Origin of the sequence: Micromonospora maris AB-18-032 (assembly GCF_000204155.1) — a bacterium.
GTDB classification, from domain to species: domain Bacteria; phylum Actinomycetota; class Actinomycetes; order Mycobacteriales; family Micromonosporaceae; genus Micromonospora; species Micromonospora gifhornensis.
Genome location: NC_015434.1, coordinates 3,376,904 through 3,392,158, shown reverse-complemented (window position 1 = coordinate 3,392,158; position 15,255 = coordinate 3,376,904). Strand labels below are relative to the sequence as shown.

Here is a 15,255-nt window from a genome sequence, read left to right as displayed (position 1 = left end):
CGGGACCTCACTCCAGGGTCCGGGGTCCGAGCAGGCGGATCTCCTCGACGTCCAGCCGCGCCTCCAGCTCACGTTGAACGGCGTCGTCGATCTGCCGGCGGTCCCGCAGCCGGGTGATCTCACGCCGCTTGTGGTCCAGCGCCGCCAGGCGCAGCTGGTGTTCGGCCTCCTGGGCAGCCGCCGTCTCGTCCTGCGGGTCGGACTGGAGTCCGTCGAGGTGGCTCTCGTACTCGTCCTGGATCCGGCGCATGGTGTCCGGGTCGGCACCGACCCGGTCGGCAAGATCCGGCAGGGCGTGCAGGGTCTGCCGGATGGCGTGGCGTTGCGCCTGCCGCTTCTCGTCGGTGCGGTCCGGGTCCCCGGTCAGCCTGGCCCATTTCATCACCAGCGGCAGGGTGGTGCCCTGCACGAGCATGGTCAACAGGATGACGGCGGCGACACAGAAGATGATCAGGTCGCGCTCCGGGACCGGCTGGCCGTCGATGCTCATCGGGACCGCGAGCGCCGCCGCCAGGGAGACCGCACCGCGGAACCCGGCCCAGCCGGCCACCGTACGGACCCGCCAGTTGACCCGCCGGTCGAGGTGAACCTTGCGCCAGTCCACCAGGCGCAGGATGAGGGCCATCGCGTGCACCCAGAGCATGCGTACCGCCACCAGCACCACGGCCACCACCACCGCGATGAGGAGCGCGCGGGTCAACGCCAGGCTGGTGACGTCGCTGACCGCCCGGGGGATCTGGAGCCCGACCAGCACGAAGAGGCCGCCGTTGATGAGGAAGGTGGTCAGGTCCCAGAACGACAGGGCCAGCACCCGGGAGCGGGCCCGGATCACCCGAGGGCTGGCGTAGGCGAGGATCAGCCCGGCGACCACCACCGCGAGCACTCCGCTCTCGTGGACGGCCTCGGCGAGGAAGAATGCGGCGAACGGGGTGAGGACGCTGACCGCGCCCTCCCGCAGCGGATCGTCCAGGTGCTTGCGGATTCCGATCACCACGATGCCGACCAGCAGCCCGGCCGCGATGCCGCCGAGGAAGGACAGGCCGATCCGCTCGACCAGTTCGAAGGCGTTCGGTGCGGCCCCGCCGCCGAGCAGGCCGAGTGCCACGGCGAACAGCACCAGAGCCGTACCGTCGTTGATCAGGCTCTCGGTGTGCAGGGTGGTGAGCAGCCGGCGGGGCATCTGCTTGGCCAGCCCGGCGACCGCCGCCGCGTCGGTCGGGGCGAGCACCGCGCCGAGCACCCAGGCCACCGCCGGGTCGATGCCGAAGCGCTGCACGACCAGGGACACCGCCACCATCGTGAGGCCGACCAGCACCACCGCCAGCATGGCGATCACCGTGATGTTCGCCCGGACTTCACGCAGGCTGGTGGTCAGGCTCTCCCGGTAGAGGATGGCCGGCAGGAACAGCAGCAGCACCACTTCTGGCGCGAGCATCACGTGGGAGAACGGTGGCAGCAGTCCCAGCAGCGCACCGAAACAGATCAGCAGCACCGGCGGGGCGACCCGGTACCGTCCACCGACGGTCGTGCCGATCAGCACGGTGATCCCGAGAACGATGATCAGCAGCAGTTCCTGCACGTCGCCCCCTGTTCGTCGCCCACCACATGGTGGTACGCCGAACGGCCTCTCCGGGTCGATTCGCCAGCTAACCGCGCAGGCCGAGGGCGCTGCCGGTCACCGGCGGGAGCCGGCGGCCAGGTCCTCCTCGATCCGGCGGGCGGTGGCCAGCAGCGGTGGCAGCAGTTCCCGGCGGATAGCGTCGAAGGTGCCACGGCTGGCGTGGGCGGAGACGTTGACCGCGGCGACCACCGCGCCGTCGTCGCCGTGGATCGGGGCGGCCAGCGACCGCAGCCCCTCCTCCAACTCCTGGTCGACGATGGCGTACCCCTGGCCGACGATCCGGTTCAGGGTGGTGCGCAGCTTCGCCGGGTCGGTGATGGTCCGCCGGGTCAACGGTCGCAGCTGCGCCGTGGCGAGGTAGTCGTCCAGCCAGTCGGCCGGCTGGGCGGCCAGCAGCACCCGCCCCATCGAGGTGGCGTACGCGGGGAACCGGGTGCCGACGCTGATCCCGACCGTCATGATCCGTTTGGTGGGCACCCGGGCCACGTAGACCACCTCGTCGCCGTCGAGGACGGACACCGAGCAGGACTCGTGCACCTGCGCGACAAGCGCCTCCATGTGCGGCTGGGCGACCTCCGGCAGGCTCAGGCTGGACAGGTAGGCGTAGCCGAGGTCGAGGATGCGCGGTCGCAGGGCGAACAGTCGCCCGTCGGTGTGCACGTAGCCCAACTCGACGAGGGTGAGCAGGAACCGGCGGGCGGCGGCCCGGGTCAGTCCGGTGGCGCGGGCCACCTCACTGAGGGTCAGTTGCGGGTGTTCGGCGTCGAACGCGCGGATCACGGCCAGGCCCCGTTCCAGGGACTGGACGAACTCCCCCGATCGCGCCGCGTCGGTCACCGGTCCTCCTGCCGCAGGGTTTCCTGAGCCACCTTGAACGCCCGGTTCGCGGCCGGTACGCCAGCGTAGACGGCGACCTGGAGCAGCACCTCGCGGACCTCCTGCGGGGTCAGTCCGTTCCGCAGTGCGGCGCGGACGTGCATCGCCAGTTCCTCGTCGTGGTGCAGGGTGGCCAGCACGGCGAGGGTGATGCAGCTGCGGGTGCGCCGGTCCAGGCCGTCGCGGGTCCAGATCTCGCCCCAGGCGTACCGGGTGATCAGGTCCTGGAAGTCGGCGGTGAACTCGTCGGTGTTGGCCACCGCCCGGTCGACGTGCGCGTCGCCGAGCACCTGCCGGCGTACGGCCATGCCGGCGTCGTGTCGCTGCTTGTCGTTCACGGGTTCGTCCCGCCCTCCGGCTCGAAGTGGGCGCGCAGCAGCCGGGCCACGGCGGCGGGCTGTTCGACGTTTGCCAGGTGCGCGGCGTCGTCGACGACGGCCAGCCGCGCGGCCGGGATCCGTTCGGCGATGTCGGCGGCGTGCTCGGGTGGGGTGGCCGGATCGTCGGCGGCGCCGATCACCAGGGTCGGTGCGCGCACGGCCGCCAGGTCGGCGCGCAGGTCCATGGCGGCGATCGCCTCGCAGCAGGCGGCGTAGCCAGCCGGCGGGGTGGCGGTCAGCATGTCCCGGTAGCCGGCGACCGTGTCGGGTCGGGCGGCGGCGAAGCCCGGGGTGAACCAGCGGGACACCACGGTGTCGGCGATGGTGCCCAGCTGTCCGGCGCGGACACCGGCCGCCCGGGCCCGCCACACCTGCGCCGGGCCCAGGCAGGCCGAGGTGCAGAGCAGGGCGAGCCGGTCGATCCGCTCGGGGGCGTGCGCAGCCAGCCACATGCCGACCATGCCGCCGAGAGAGAGCCCGGCGTAGTGCGCGGACCCGACCCCCAGGTGGTCGAGCAGCCCCAGCACCTCCCGGCCGAGCAGGTCGATGGTGTACGGCCCGGGCGGTACCGGTGAGCGGCCGTGACCGAGGTGGTCGTAGCGGACCACCCGGAACCGGTCCGCGAGGGCGGCCACCTGCGGTTGCCACATGGCGCCGGTGGTGCCCAGGGAACTGCCCAGCAGCAGCACCGGCGCATCCGGCGGCCCGTCGACGGTGGCGTGCAGTGTCATCCGGTCCCCCGCTCGTAGGAATCCAGGGCGCGGTCGACAAGCGTGGCCGCGCTGCCGAGCCAGCCGGCCGGGTCCAGCGCCGCGTCGACGTCGGCCACCGACAGGTGGGCCCGCACGTCCGGGTCGGCGAGCAGGGCGTCCCGGAAGGAGGCGGCGGTGGCGGCCCGGGCGACCAGGTCGTGTGCGGCGGCCCGGCCGAGCGCCGGTGCCAGCCGGGCGGCGACGGCCTCGGCGAGCAGCAGGCCGCCGGTGGCGTCGAGGTTGGCGCGCATCCGCTGCGGGTGTACGCGCAGGTTGCCCAGCATCCGGGCGGTACGGGCGGCTGCCCCGCCGGCGAGGTGCAGCAGGTCGAGCAGGGGTTCCCATTCGGCGTGCCAGCCGCCGGTGGCCCGTTCGTGTTCCTGCCCGGCGGCGGCGAACAGGGTGCCGACGAGGCCGGGGCCGCGGCGGGCGGCGGCGGTGACCAGCACCGAGTCGACCGGGTTGCGTTTGTGCGGCATGGCCGACGAGCCGCCGCGCCCCGGACCGCCCTCGGCGACCTCGCCCACCTCGGTCTGGGCGAGCAGGCCGACGTCGAGGGCGACCTTGCCGGTGGCGGCGAGCAGCCCGCCGAGCGCGGCGGCCAGGTCGAGCACGGGTTGGCGGCGGGTGTGCCAGGGCAGCGGGCCGGCCGCCAGGCCCAGGTGGGCGGCGAACCGGTCCGCCACGACCAGACCGCTCGGCCCGTACCCGGCGAGGGTACCCACCGCCCCGCCGAGTTGTGCGGGCAGCGCGGTGCGCGCCTGTGCCAGCCGGGTCCGGGCGTCGTGCAGGCCGAGCAGCCAGCCGGCCGCCTTGAGCCCGAAGGTGGTGGGGGCGGCCTGCTGACCGAGGGTGCGGGCCACCATGACGGTGTCGCGGTGGGCGCGGGCGAGCCCGACGGCGGCGTCGGTGGCGGCGTCGAGGTGACGCAGCAGCGGCACGGCGGCCCGGGCGACCACCAGGGCCAGGGCGCTGTCGAGGATGTCCTGGCTGGTCGCGCCGTGGTGCACCCAGGCGCGGGCCGGTGGCGCGACGGCGGCGGTCAGGTCGCGGACCAGCGGGACGACGGGGTTGCCGGCGGCGTCGGCGGCCGTGCCGAGCGCCGCCGGGTCGTACCGGTCGGCGTGGCAGTGCCGGGCGATCTCGTCGGCGACCGGCCCGGGCAGCAGGCCGGCGTCGGCGCCGGCGCGGGCGAGCGCCGCCTCGGCGTCCAGCAGCGCCTGCAACAGGTGACTGTCGTCGAGTTCGGCGTCGACGTCGACCGCGCCGGACAGGCCGCGCAGCAGCACCTCAGACGGCGAAGAAGACGGTTTCATGCTCTCCCTGCAGGCGGATGTCGAACCGGTAGCCGTCGGCGGCCGGACGGGCCACGAGCGTGTCGCGGCGGCCGGGGTCGACGGTACGCAACACCGGGTCGGCGGCGTTGGCCGGCTCGTCCGGGAAGTAGATCCGGGTGACCAGGCGGTGCAGCAGTCCCCGGCCGAACACCGACAGGTTCAGGTGCGGCGCCTCGGTCTCACCGTCGGGGGTGGGCAGCGGTCCGGGCCGGACGGTGTGCAGCGCGTACCAGCCCTCGGCGTCGGTGTCGGCGCGGCCGAAGCCCCGGAAGCCGGGCACGGTGGCCGCGCGGGCGCCGCGCGGGTCGTCGGGGTGGTCGAAGTGCCCGTCCGGGTCGGCCTGCCAGCTCTCCACCATCGCGTCGCCGACCGGTGCGCCGGTGCCGTCGACGATCCGGCCCCGGATCCAGAACGCGCCAGGGGTGCCCTCGGGCACCACGTACGGGCCGTCCGGCCAGCTCAGACCGATGTGCAGGTACGGCCCGACGGTCTGGGCGGGCGTGACGTCCAGGCGCTCACTCATCGTCGTCCTCGTCCTCGAAGGGGGTGGCCTCCCGGCCCCGCAGCACGATGTCGAACCGGTAGGCCAGCGCCCACTCCGGCCGGGTGGCGGCATGGTCGTAGCGGGCCACCATCCGCTCGCGGGCCTGCGGGTCGCGGACCGAGTTGAAGATCGGGTCCTGGGAGAACAGCGGGTCGCCGGGGAAGTACATCTGGGTCACCAGGCGCTGGGTGAAGGCCCGGCCGAACAGTGAGAAGTGGATGTGCGCGGGCCGCCAGGCGTTGTCGTGGTTGCGCCACGGATAGGCACCCGGTTGCACGGTGACGAACTCGTAGCGCCCCGCCTCGTCGGTGAGGGTACGCCCGACGCCTGTGAAATTGGGGTCCAGCGGGGCGGGCCAGTTGTCGATGGCGTGCCGGTACCGGCCGGCGGCGTTGGCCTGCCAGATCTCGACGAGGGTGTGCGGCACGGCCCGGCCGTCGCCGTCGAGGACCCGACCGTGCACGATGATCCGCTGCCCCTGGGGCTCGCCGTCGTGCTGCCGGGTCAGGTCGTGGTCGAGTTCGCCGAGGCGTCCCTCGCCGAGCAGCGGGCCGGTGATCTCGGTGAGTCGCTGCGGCAGGTAGGTCAGCGGCTGCTGCGGCGCGCGGATGACTGTGGACTTGTAGCCGGGGCTGAGCAGCGGCGGGTGGGCCTCGACGTCGTCGCGCCGGTAGCCGGGCAGCAGCAGCTTCCGGGTGGTCTCGCTCATCAGGTCCCCTTCGGGCTTGCCGGACGACGCTTCATCACACCCCGGCCTTCTTGGTGGCTTCCAGGGCGCGCAGCACGGTGAGTTCATCGGTGCTGGGTGGCTCGCCGGTGCTCACCTCGTCGGCGACGGCCAGCGGCCAACCGGTGGCGGCACGGACCTGGTCGACAGTGACGCCGGGATGCAGCCGGGTGAGGGTGAGTTCGCAGGTCACCGGGTCGGCGGTGAGCACACCCAGGTCGGTGATGACGGTCTTCGGGCCGCCGCCGCGCAGTCCGAGCCGGGCCCGGTCGCCCGGACCGGCGCCGTAGCCGACCGAGGTGACGAAGTCGACCCGGTCGATGAACGTACGCAGGCTCTGCCGGACGATGACGACCACCTCGCCGCAGGAGGCGGCGATCTCCGGAGCACCACCGGCGCCGGGCAGGCGAACCTTCGGGTCGGTGTAGTCGCCGCCGATGACCGTGGTGTTGATGTTGCCGTACCTGTCGAGTTGGGCGGCGCCGAGGAACCCGACGTCGATGCGGCCGGGTTGCAGCCAGTAGTTGAAGACCTCGGGTACGGAGACCACCGCGTCGGCGGTGTCGGCGAGGACACCGTCGCCGATGGACAGCGGCAGCCGGTCGGGTTTGGCGCCCAGGCAGCCCGACTCGTAGATGAGCACGAGATTCGGGGCGTGGGTGGCCCGGGCCAGGTTGGCGGCGGTGCTGGGCAGCCCGATGCCGACGAAGCAGGCGGTGCCGTCGCGCAACTGTCGGGCGGCGGCCACGGTCATCATCTCGTCGGCACTGTAGTCGGCGCTCACGCCGGCACCTCCACGTCGAGCACGTGCCGGGCGATCCACTCCTCGAAGGTGGCGCGCTCCCGGCTGATCGCGTCCCAGGCTCGGTAGAAGTCGTTGTCCCGCACCGAGTAACCCTGGGTGTACGACGGGTGCGCGCCACCGGGCACGTGTGCTACGGCGGTGACCGCCCAGCCCGGCAGGATCACCTGCCCGGGTACCGGATCCAGGTGCTCGACGATCTCCTCGACGGTGACCAGCGACCGTCGGGCGGCCAGCACCGCCTCCTTCTGCACCCCGGTGATGCCCCACATCTGCACGTTGCCGGCGCGGTCGGCGCGTTGGGCGTGCACCACCGTCACGTCGGGTCGCAGGGCGGCGACGGCGGTCAACATCTCCCCGGTGAAGGGGCATTCGATCGGGCGGATGTTTGCGGTGTGCCGGGGCAGGTCGGTGCCGGTGTAGCCGCGCAGCACGGCGAACGGCAGGCCGCTGGCGCCGGCGACGTACCGGTTGGCCATCCCGGCGTGGCTGTGTTCCTCCAGTTCCAGCGGCACCGGCCAGGAGTTCTGCACTGCGTCGCGGAACCGGTGCAGGGAGCCGACGCCCGGGTTGCCGCCCCAGGAAAAGACCAGCCGACGGGCACAGCCGGCACCGATGAGCTGGTCGTAAATGACGTCGGGCGTCATCCGGACCAGGGTCAGATCGCGCCGTCGCTGTCGGATGATCTCGTGGCCGGCGGCGAACGGGATGAGGTGGGTGAAGCCTTCCAACGCCACCGTGTCCCCGTCGCGGACCAGCTCCGCGACGCCGTCGGCCAGCGAGACGAGCTTCGCCATCAGCTTCCGCCCTCCCGGGTCCAGGACCGCCACCGGTGTTCGGTATGCGGACTCGCGTACACATCTCGAACGTAGTGGCCCGGGCCGAGCTCCGTCAACGCGTCGGATTCCGGTGCGCGGAATGTCCACAGCATGCGTTGACTGGCCCGACGGCCCGTGCCATGTTCTGAACGAGAACGATCGTTCGTTTTCCGAACAGCCTGCGGAGCGCTCCTTCGGACCACACCCCACCCCGCAAGGAGGATCACCATGTCCCTGCTCGACACCGGCGCCTGGCACGGCACGCTCTACAGCGACGGCTGGGTGGAGGCGGCCGGCGGCACCGCCGCGGTCCGCTCCCCCGCCACCGGCGAGGAGATCGGGCGGGTCGGCGTGGCCGACGCCACCGACGTCGCCCGCGCCGCCGCACGGGCCGCCGAGGCGCAGCGCGCCTGGGCCGCCACCAGCTACCAGGAACGGGCCGCGGTGCTGCGCCGGGCCGGTGCGCTGTGGGAGCAGCACGCCGCCGAGGTCGGCGACTGGATCGTCCGCGAGGCGGGGTCGATCCCGCCGAAGGCCGGCGTCGAGACCAGCACCGCCGCACAGGAGTGCTACGAGGCGGCGGCCCTGGCCTCGCATCCGCTGGGCGAGATCATCCCGAGCGCGCAGCCACGGCTGAGCCTGGCCCGGCGGCTGCCCGTCGGCGTGGTCGGGGTGATCGCGCCGTTCAACTTCCCGCTGATCCTGGCCATCCGCTCGGTCGCGCCGGCACTGGCGCTGGGCAACGCGGTGGTGCTCAAACCCGACCTGCGTACGGCGGTGTCGGGCGGGTTGACGCTGGCCGCCGTCTTCGCCGAGGCCGGGCTGCCCGACGGGCTGCTGCACGTGCTGCCCGGCGGGGCGGACACCGGTGCGGCGCTGGTCGCCGATCCACACGTACGGGTGATCAGCTTCACCGGGTCGACCGCCGCGGGCCGCAAGGTCGGCGAGGCCGCCGCCCGGCACCTCAAGCGGGCCCACCTGGAACTCGGCGGCAACTCCGCCCTGGTGGTGCTCGACGACGCCGATCTGGACCTCGCCGTCTCTGCCGGCGCCTGGGGTTCCTTCCTGCACCAGGGGCAGATCTGCATGACCACCGGCCGGCACCTGGTGCACGCCAGCCTCGTCGAGCGTTACGTCGAGGCCCTCGCCGAGAAGGCCGACCACCTGCCGGTTGGTGACCCGACCAAGGAACAGGTGGCGCTCGGGCCGATCATCGACGAGGCCCAACGCGACAAGATTCACTCGCTGGTCACCGCGAGCGTCGACGCGGGCGCGCGGCTGGCCGCCGGTGGCCGTTACGACGGGCTGTTCTACCGCCCGACCGTGCTCGCCGACGTCACCCCGGCCACCCCGGCGTACGCGCAGGAGGTCTTCGGGCCGGTCGCGCCGGTGCTCAGCTTCACCGACCTGGACGAGGCCGCCGCCCTGGCCGCCGACACCGAGTACGGGTTGTCGCTCGGCATCCTCAGCCGGGACGTGCCGAAGGCGCTGGCCCTGGCCGACCGGATCCCCAGCGGCATCGTGCACATCAACGACCAGACGGTCAGCGACGAGGCGGTGGCCCCGTTCGGCGGCGTCCGCGCCTCCGGCACCGGCTCCCGTTTCGGCGGCGCGGCGGCCAATGTGGAGGCGTTCACCGAGACGCAGTGGTTGACCGTGCAGGGTGACATCACCCGTTACCCGTTCTGAGCCGGAGGCAGCGATGGCGGGTGGCAGCCGCTCCCCCGGTGCGTCGGTGACCTCGCGGGTGCTGGCCGTGCTCGGCGCGTTCGACGCGGCCCATCCGGCGTTGACGCTCAGCGACATCGCCCGGCGCAGCGGCCTGCCGTTGGCCACCGCGCACCGGCTGGTCGCCGAACTGGTGACCGGCCGGGCGTTGGCGCGCGGCGTCGACGGCACCTACCGCATCGGGGTACGGCTGTGGGAGATCGGGCTGCTCTCGCCGCTGCACGGCCAACTGCGCGAGGTGGCGCTGCCCTACCTGCAGGAGCTGTACACCACGGTCCGGGAGAACGTGCACCTGGCGGTCCGCGACGGCGACGAGGCGCTCTACGTGGAGAAGGTCACCGGGCACCGCGCGGTGCCGACCATCTCCCGCGCCGGGGGCCGCCTGCCGCTGCACGCCACCGGGGTCGGCAAGGCGCTGCTGGCGTACGCCCCGCCGGAGGTGATCGCCGCGCACCTGCGGGGGCCGTTGCGCCGCTGCACCCCGTACACGATCGTCGAGCCGGGTCGACTGGCACGCGAGCTGGCGGCGATCCGCGAACGCGGCTGGGCGCGGACCCACGAGGAGATGACCCTGGGTTCCTGCTCGGTCGCGGTCGTGGTGCCGGGGCCCGACGGCGCGGCGCTGGCCGCGATCGGCGTCGTCGGGCACAGCCTGGGGGCCGCACCGCAGCGGCTGGTCCCGGCGCTGCGCGCGGCGGCCGACCAGGTGGCGGCCCGGCTCGCCGACGAGCCGCACGCGACGCAGCGCGCCACCGCCTGACCGGCGCAGGTTGGCCTTCCACTGGGTGGAAACCGACAGCGGCGGCCCGGGACGGTAGCGGGCAGGCTGAGGGCGGTGGGAGACGGCGACCACGTCGCCGACGAGCAAGGAGGCACGGATGCGTACCCAGGTCGGCATCGTCGGAGCGGGACCGGCCGGTCTCATGCTGTCGCACCTGCTGCATCGGCAGGGCATCTCGTCGGTGGTGCTGGAGAGCCGCAGCCGCGACTACGTGGAGCACCGGGTGCGCGCCGGCGTGCTCGAACAGGGCTCGGTCGACCTGCTGCGCGCCACCGGCCTGGGCGACCGGCTGGACCGGGAGGGCCTGCGGCACGAGGGCATCGAGCTGCGCTTCGACGGCGAGTCACACCGGGTGGCGATGACCGAACTGACCGGCCGGGCGATCACCGTGTACGGGCAGCAGGAGGTGGTCAAGGACCTGATCGCCGCGCGGCTGGCCGCCGGTGGCACGATCCTGTTCTCCGCCGAGGCGACCCGGCTGTCCGGCCTGGAGTCGCCGTCGCCGGTGGTCCACTACCGGTACGAGGGGCGCGACGAGGAACTGCACTGCGACTTCGTGGTCGGCTGCGACGGCTTCCACGGGGTGAGCCGCTCGGCCGTCCCCGACGGGGTGCTGCACACCTACGAACGCACCTACCCGTTCGCCTGGCTGGGCGTCCTGGCCGCCGCCGCACCAGCGGTCGACGAACTCATCTACGCCCACCACGAACGGGGTTTCGCCCTCTACAGCATGCGCTCGCCGGAGATATCCCGGCTCTACCTGCAGGTCCCGGCGGACGAGGACATCGCCGACTGGCCCGACGAGCGGATCTGGGCCGAGCTGCGGACCCGGTTGGAGACCGTGCCGGGCTGGAGCCTCAACGAAGGGCCGATCCTGGAGAAGGCGATCACCCCGCTGCGCAGCTTCGTGGTCGAGCCGATGCAGTGGCAGCGGCTGTACCTGGCCGGCGACGCCGTGCACATCGTGCCGCCCACCGGCGCGAAGGGCATGAACCTGGCCCTGGCCGACGTGGCGCTGCTCGGTGACGCCTTCGCCGCCTGGTACGCCGACGGTCGCACCGACCTGCTCGACGACTACTCGCGTACCGCCCTGCGTCGGGTCTGGCGGGCGCAGCAGTTCTCCTGGTGGATGACCTCGATGCTGCACCGCCTCAACGCCGACGACCCGTACGAGGCGAAGCTCCAGTCGGCGGCGCTGCGCTACCTGACCACCTCCCCCGCGTACGCCACAAGCCTCGCCGAGAACTACGTCGGCCTGCCGACCGTCTGAAGGAAGGGCACCTTATTAACGCCTCGGGTAGAGGAAGGTGCCCTTCTTAACAGCACCCGCAGATGGCGGGAACCGGAGTCGTCTGCTGTCCGACTAGGTACCCGTAGCGACGGGCGTCCGGGCGAGACGCAGCATCACTGACCCGAAGGGCACGGGCCAGGCTACAGAAGGCTCCTACTCCGATCGGAAAAGTGCATGTCTCTGACCGACGTCTCCGGCCCGCCGGATTCCGCTCCCGAGCCGTCTACTGTCGAGCCACCGTCGGGTCGGCCGCAACGGCGGTCGTCCCCGCTGGCGGCGCTGCTGGTGCGGCTGCACTTCTACGCCGGCGTCCTGGTCGCCCCGTTCCTGGTGGTCGCCGCGTTGACCGGCCTGGCGTACACCGTCACGCCGCAACTGGACCGGGCGCTGCATGGTGACCAGCTGATCGTGACCACCAGCGGCGAGCAGCCACGACCACTGGCCGAGCAGATCACCGCCGCGCGGGCGGCCCACCCGGACGGCAGCCTCGTGGCCGTGTCACCCGGCACCGCAGACCGTACGACAGCTGTGGTGTTCGCCTTGCCGGAGTTGGGCGACAAGCAGCACACCGTCTACGTCGACCCGTACACCGGCACGGTGGCCGGGCAGTTGACCACCTGGTTCGGCTCCACCCCGGTCACCACCTGGCTGGACGACCTGCACCGCAACCTGCACCTCGGTGCCGTCGGCCGGCACTACTCGGAGATCGCCGCGAGTTGGCTGTGGGTGCTGGCGCTCGGCGGCATCATCCTGTGGTGGCGTCGCCGCGCCACCGGGCGGGGACGGGTACGGCACCTGCTGGTGCCGGACCTGTCGACCGGGCGCGGAGTACGCCGGACCCGGGGCTGGCACGCCACTCTCGGCGTCTGGCTCGCCGTGGGCCTGCTTGTCCTCTCGGCTACCGGGCTGACCTGGTCCCGGTTCGCCGGCGGCAACTTCTCCGCCGGCCTGACCGCGCTCGACGCCGCCCGCCCGACCCTGTCCACGAGTCTCACCGCCGCTCCCGTTGACGGTGGCGGGGAACACCACCACGGCGGCGCACCGTCGCCGACGGCCGAACCGGCGACCTTCGACCGGGTGCTCGCGGTGGCCCGGGACGCCGGGCTGGACGGGCCGGTCGAGATCAGCCCGGGTGAGGCCGGCGAGGCCTGGGTGGTCGCCCAGACCGACAACACCTGGCCGGTCGGCTGGGACCGGGTGGCAGTGGACCCCGACGCCGGTACGGTGACCGCGCGCAGCGACTACGCCGACTGGCCACTGCTGGCCAAGCTCAGCGCGCTCGGCATCCAGGCGCACATGGGTGTGCTGTTCGGCCTGGTCAACCAGATCCTGCTGGCCGCCCTCGCGATCGGTCTGCTCTGCGTCATCGTCTGGGGCTACCGCATGTGGTGGCAACGCCGCCCCACCCGGGTCGACCGGCGGGCCCTTGTCGGCGCCCCGCCTGCCCGGGGTGCCCTGCGCGGACTGCCCTGGTGGGCGCTGCTGCCGGGCGTGCCGCTGGTCGCCGCGCTGGGCTGGGCGCTGCCGTGGTTCGGTGTGACGTTGCTCGGCTTCCTGGCCGTCGACGTGGCCCTGGGCCTGGCGGCCCGACGACGCACGGGCCTGACGTCCGTCGGGTGAGGCACTGCGTTTCGGCGCGATGGCGGTGACCGGGTGCGCCCGAAGCCGCCATCACGCCGAAACGGAGTCGATCACCGCGGGTCAGTCGACGACCGGGCTGCGCCGTTCCAGCAGCGTGACGTCGCGCCAGCGGCCGTGGTGGCGGGCCACCCGCTCGCGGACGCCGACCACCCGGAATCCCGCCCGACTGTGCAACGTCAGGCTGGCGGTGTTCTCCGGGAATACCGCGGACTGGATGGTCCAGATGCCCGCCGCCTCGGTCGAGGCGATCAGGCCGTCGAGCAGCAGGCGGGCCACTCCCCGGCCCTGTGCCGCCGGGTCGACGTAGACGGAGTGTTCCACCACACCGGCGTACACCGGCCGGGTCGAGGTGGGCGACACGGCGACCCAACCGAGCACCGTCCCCGCCTCGTCGACCGCCACCAGGCGATGCGCCGGCAACCGCCCGGCGTCGAAGGCCGCCCACGTCGGGGCGACGGTCTCGAAGCTGGCCTGTCCACCGTCCAGCCCGGCCTGATAGATCGTCAGCACCCGGTCGGCGTCGGCGGCCGTCATCGGCCGCAACACCACCTCGGCCATCGGCCCCCGCTCTCGTTCGCTCCGTACCTGCTCAGGGGCGGTCTCCGGGGTCCGGAACGCGCCCCGCCCCACCGTACTCCGGCACCTCACGGCCTTGATCATCGGCACCCGGCCGGGAGCCCTCCGGCCTCATGCCAGCCGGCCCGCCGCCGAGAACCCCTCGGGCGGCGGGCCGACATCATGCAGGGCAGGTCGGGTCAGCGTTCGGTGAGGTAACTCTCCACCGCGTGCGCTGCCTTGGCGGTGCCGCCGTCGGCCCGTACCTCGGCCTGGGCCTCGGTCAGGCGGCCGCGCAGCGCCGTGTCGTCGGCGACCGCGTCGACGGCCGCGCGCAGCGTCTCGGCGGTGACCTCCTCGGCGGGCAGCAGCCGGCCGAGGCCGGCGTCGGCCAACTGTTGCGCATTGGCGAACTGGTCGACCGCCTGCGGGATCGCGACCGTGGGCACCCCGAACCAGAGCGCCTCGGTGCAGCCGCCCATGCCGGCGTGGGTGACGAAGGCCGAGGCGTGGGCCAGCACCACCAGCTGCGGCACCCGGCGATGCACCTCGACGTTGCCGGGCAGCGGTCCCAGGTCCGCCGGGTCGACCTTGTCGCCGATGGCGATGACCACGTGCCACGGCGAGTCGGCGAACCCTTCCAGGCAGGCCCGGTACACCGGCAGCTGGTCGTTGTAGGCCGTACCGAAGGAAACCAGCAGGACCGGCCGCCCGTCGGTGGGCGGCGTCCACCCCGGCTCGGTGAGCCGGGCCGGGTCCAGGCACGGGCCGACGAAGCGAACCGTCTCCGGCACCCGGTCGGCGTTCGGTTGCATCACCCGTGGGATCAGCGACAGCACCCGCTGGGGAAAGGTGACGAAGGTGCGCGAGTCCTGGTGGATGCCGTGGTCGGCCAGCCAGGCGTCGAAGGTGGCGTAGTAGTCCCGCCCGGACGCCGAGGAGGTCAGCGCGGTGAAGAACTCGGCCATGTCCTGCTCGTAGCCGGTCCAGGCGACCATCGTCGGTGACAGTTGCACCGCCGGCACACCGTACCGCTCACCCAGCAACGGGCCCGGCAGGCCGCCGATGTCGTAGAGCACGAGGTCCGGCCGGTCCGCGTCGTAGCGTGCGGTCACCTGCGGCAGCACCGCGATGCCCTCGTCGAGGAAGACCCGCATCGCCGTGGCCGGGTCCTCCGGCCACGGCGTGTCGCCCTGCGGCAGGATCGTCGGGTGGGCGATGGGCTCGGCGCCGGTCGGCGCGACCAGGCCGGTGAGCGGTTCGCCGACCACGTAGGTCACCCGGTGTCCCCGGTCGACCAGTTCGCGGATCAGCGCCAACGAGGGGTAGATGTGGCTCGGCGCGGTGCAGCCGACCATGGCGATATGAGCTGGTTTACGCATTCGAGATAGGTCCCGTCGAG

General features: G+C 72.9%; 15 protein-coding genes. 4 read left to right on the top strand and 11 right to left on the bottom strand.

From position 1 onward, the window contains the following. Nucleotides 1-7: 7 nt before the first annotated feature. The 9 genes from VAB18032_RS15005 to VAB18032_RS14965 form a co-directional block, all read right to left on the bottom strand. Nucleotides 8-1,579: a Na+/H+ antiporter gene (locus VAB18032_RS15005; protein ID WP_013733708.1), complete on the bottom strand. Its 1,572-nt coding sequence runs from the start codon at nt 1,577-1,579 to the stop codon at nt 8-10. 96 nt (nt 1,580-1,675) lie between these two features. Further along, nucleotides 1,676-2,458, bottom strand: coding sequence for an IclR family transcriptional regulator domain-containing protein (locus tag VAB18032_RS15000; protein WP_013733707.1), 783 nt, complete (start codon nt 2,456-2,458; stop codon nt 1,676-1,678). After that, entirely contained in the window at nt 2,455-2,835 is a 381-nt protein-coding gene (pcaC, locus tag VAB18032_RS14995) for a 4-carboxymuconolactone decarboxylase (protein ID WP_013733706.1), read from the bottom strand. The genes VAB18032_RS15000 and pcaC overlap by 4 nt, the downstream gene beginning before the upstream one ends. Next, nucleotides 2,832-3,608, bottom strand: coding sequence for a 3-oxoadipate enol-lactonase (pcaD, locus tag VAB18032_RS14990; protein ID WP_013733705.1), 777 nt, complete (start codon nt 3,606-3,608; stop codon nt 2,832-2,834). Before pcaD ends, pcaC begins: the two co-directional genes overlap by 4 nt. Continuing rightward, nucleotides 3,605-4,945: a 3-carboxy-cis,cis-muconate cycloisomerase gene (gene pcaB, locus VAB18032_RS14985; protein WP_050814611.1), complete on the bottom strand. Its 1,341-nt coding sequence runs from the start codon at nt 4,943-4,945 to the stop codon at nt 3,605-3,607. The genes pcaD and pcaB overlap by 4 nt, the downstream gene beginning before the upstream one ends. Then, nucleotides 4,920-5,489 (bottom strand): protocatechuate 3,4-dioxygenase subunit alpha, encoded by a 570-nt coding sequence (gene pcaG / locus VAB18032_RS14980; RefSeq protein WP_013733703.1) that lies wholly within the window; start codon nt 5,487-5,489, stop codon nt 4,920-4,922. Before pcaG ends, pcaB begins: the two co-directional genes overlap by 26 nt. Further along, complete coding sequence (pcaH, locus tag VAB18032_RS14975) at nt 5,482-6,219, bottom strand: protocatechuate 3,4-dioxygenase subunit beta (protein ID WP_013733702.1); 738 nt, start codon at nt 6,217-6,219, stop codon at nt 5,482-5,484. The genes pcaG and pcaH overlap by 8 nt, the downstream gene beginning before the upstream one ends. A 34-nt stretch (nt 6,220-6,253) precedes the next feature. Further along, nucleotides 6,254-7,021, bottom strand: a complete 768-nt coding sequence (locus VAB18032_RS14970; RefSeq protein WP_013733701.1) for a CoA-transferase subunit beta — start codon at nt 7,019-7,021, stop codon at nt 6,254-6,256. After that, a complete protein-coding gene (locus VAB18032_RS14965) occupies nt 7,018-7,836 on the bottom strand; it encodes a CoA transferase subunit A (RefSeq protein ID WP_013733700.1) in 819 nt (272 codons plus the stop codon). Before VAB18032_RS14965 ends, VAB18032_RS14970 begins: the two co-directional genes overlap by 4 nt. A 249-nt stretch (nt 7,837-8,085) precedes the next feature. On the opposite strand from VAB18032_RS14965, the gene VAB18032_RS14960 reads away from it, so the two are divergent. The 4 genes from VAB18032_RS14960 to VAB18032_RS14945 all read left to right on the top strand — a co-directional run bounded on the left by VAB18032_RS14960 (nt 8,086) and on the right by VAB18032_RS14945 (nt 13,277). Continuing rightward, nucleotides 8,086-9,546 (top strand): benzaldehyde dehydrogenase, encoded by a 1,461-nt coding sequence (locus VAB18032_RS14960; RefSeq protein WP_013733699.1) that lies wholly within the window; start codon nt 8,086-8,088, stop codon nt 9,544-9,546. Between the two features lie 13 nt (nt 9,547-9,559). Then, nucleotides 9,560-10,345, top strand: a complete 786-nt coding sequence (locus tag VAB18032_RS14955; RefSeq protein ID WP_013733698.1) for an IclR family transcriptional regulator — start codon at nt 9,560-9,562, stop codon at nt 10,343-10,345. 118 nt (nt 10,346-10,463) lie between these two features. Further along, nucleotides 10,464-11,636: a 4-hydroxybenzoate 3-monooxygenase gene (locus VAB18032_RS14950; RefSeq protein WP_013733697.1), complete on the top strand. Its 1,173-nt coding sequence runs from the start codon at nt 10,464-10,466 to the stop codon at nt 11,634-11,636. 195 nt (nt 11,637-11,831) lie between these two features. Next, entirely contained in the window at nt 11,832-13,277 is a 1,446-nt protein-coding gene (locus VAB18032_RS14945; protein WP_013733696.1) for a PepSY-associated TM helix domain-containing protein, read from the top strand. Nucleotides 13,278-13,358: 81 nt separating this feature from the next. Here VAB18032_RS14945 and VAB18032_RS14940 read toward each other — a convergent pair whose 3' ends face one another. Together VAB18032_RS14940 and VAB18032_RS14935 are read right to left on the bottom strand one after the other, a co-directional pair. Beyond that, the gene (locus tag VAB18032_RS14940) at nt 13,359-13,856 is read right to left on the bottom strand and encodes a GNAT family N-acetyltransferase (protein WP_013733695.1); all 498 of its coding nucleotides are present in this window, start codon (nt 13,854-13,856) and stop codon (nt 13,359-13,361) included. A gap of 197 nt (nt 13,857-14,053) precedes the next feature. Continuing rightward, a complete protein-coding gene (locus VAB18032_RS14935) occupies nt 14,054-15,235 on the bottom strand; it encodes a macrolide family glycosyltransferase (protein WP_043720761.1) in 1,182 nt (393 codons plus the stop codon). Nucleotides 15,236-15,255 lie beyond the last annotated feature (20 nt).

Bases quoted from the DNA above. Each gene is read 5' to 3' on its own strand.
- pcaD (WP_013733705.1), bottom strand. From the start codon at position 3,608: ATGACACTGCACGCCACCGTCGACGGGCCGCCGGATGCGCCGGTGCTG.
- pcaB (WP_050814611.1), bottom strand. From the start codon at position 4,945: ATGAAACCGTCTTCTTCGCCGTCTGAGGTGCTGCTGCGCGGCCTGTCC.
- pcaG (WP_013733703.1), bottom strand. From the start codon at position 5,489: ATGAGTGAGCGCCTGGACGTCACGCCCGCCCAGACCGTCGGGCCGTAC.
- pcaH (WP_013733702.1), bottom strand. From the start codon at position 6,219: ATGAGCGAGACCACCCGGAAGCTGCTGCTGCCCGGCTACCGGCGCGAC.
- VAB18032_RS14965 (WP_013733700.1), bottom strand. From the start codon at position 7,836: ATGGCGAAGCTCGTCTCGCTGGCCGACGGCGTCGCGGAGCTGGTCCGC.
- VAB18032_RS14960 (WP_013733699.1), top strand. From the start codon at position 8,086: ATGTCCCTGCTCGACACCGGCGCCTGGCACGGCACGCTCTACAGCGAC.
- VAB18032_RS14955 (WP_013733698.1), top strand. From the start codon at position 9,560: ATGGCGGGTGGCAGCCGCTCCCCCGGTGCGTCGGTGACCTCGCGGGTG.
- VAB18032_RS14950 (WP_013733697.1), top strand. From the start codon at position 10,464: ATGCGTACCCAGGTCGGCATCGTCGGAGCGGGACCGGCCGGTCTCATG.
- VAB18032_RS14945 (WP_013733696.1), top strand. From the start codon at position 11,832: ATGTCTCTGACCGACGTCTCCGGCCCGCCGGATTCCGCTCCCGAGCCG.
- VAB18032_RS14940 (WP_013733695.1), bottom strand. From the start codon at position 13,856: ATGGCCGAGGTGGTGTTGCGGCCGATGACGGCCGCCGACGCCGACCGG.
- VAB18032_RS14935 (WP_043720761.1), bottom strand. From the start codon at position 15,235: ATGCGTAAACCAGCTCATATCGCCATGGTCGGCTGCACCGCGCCGAGC.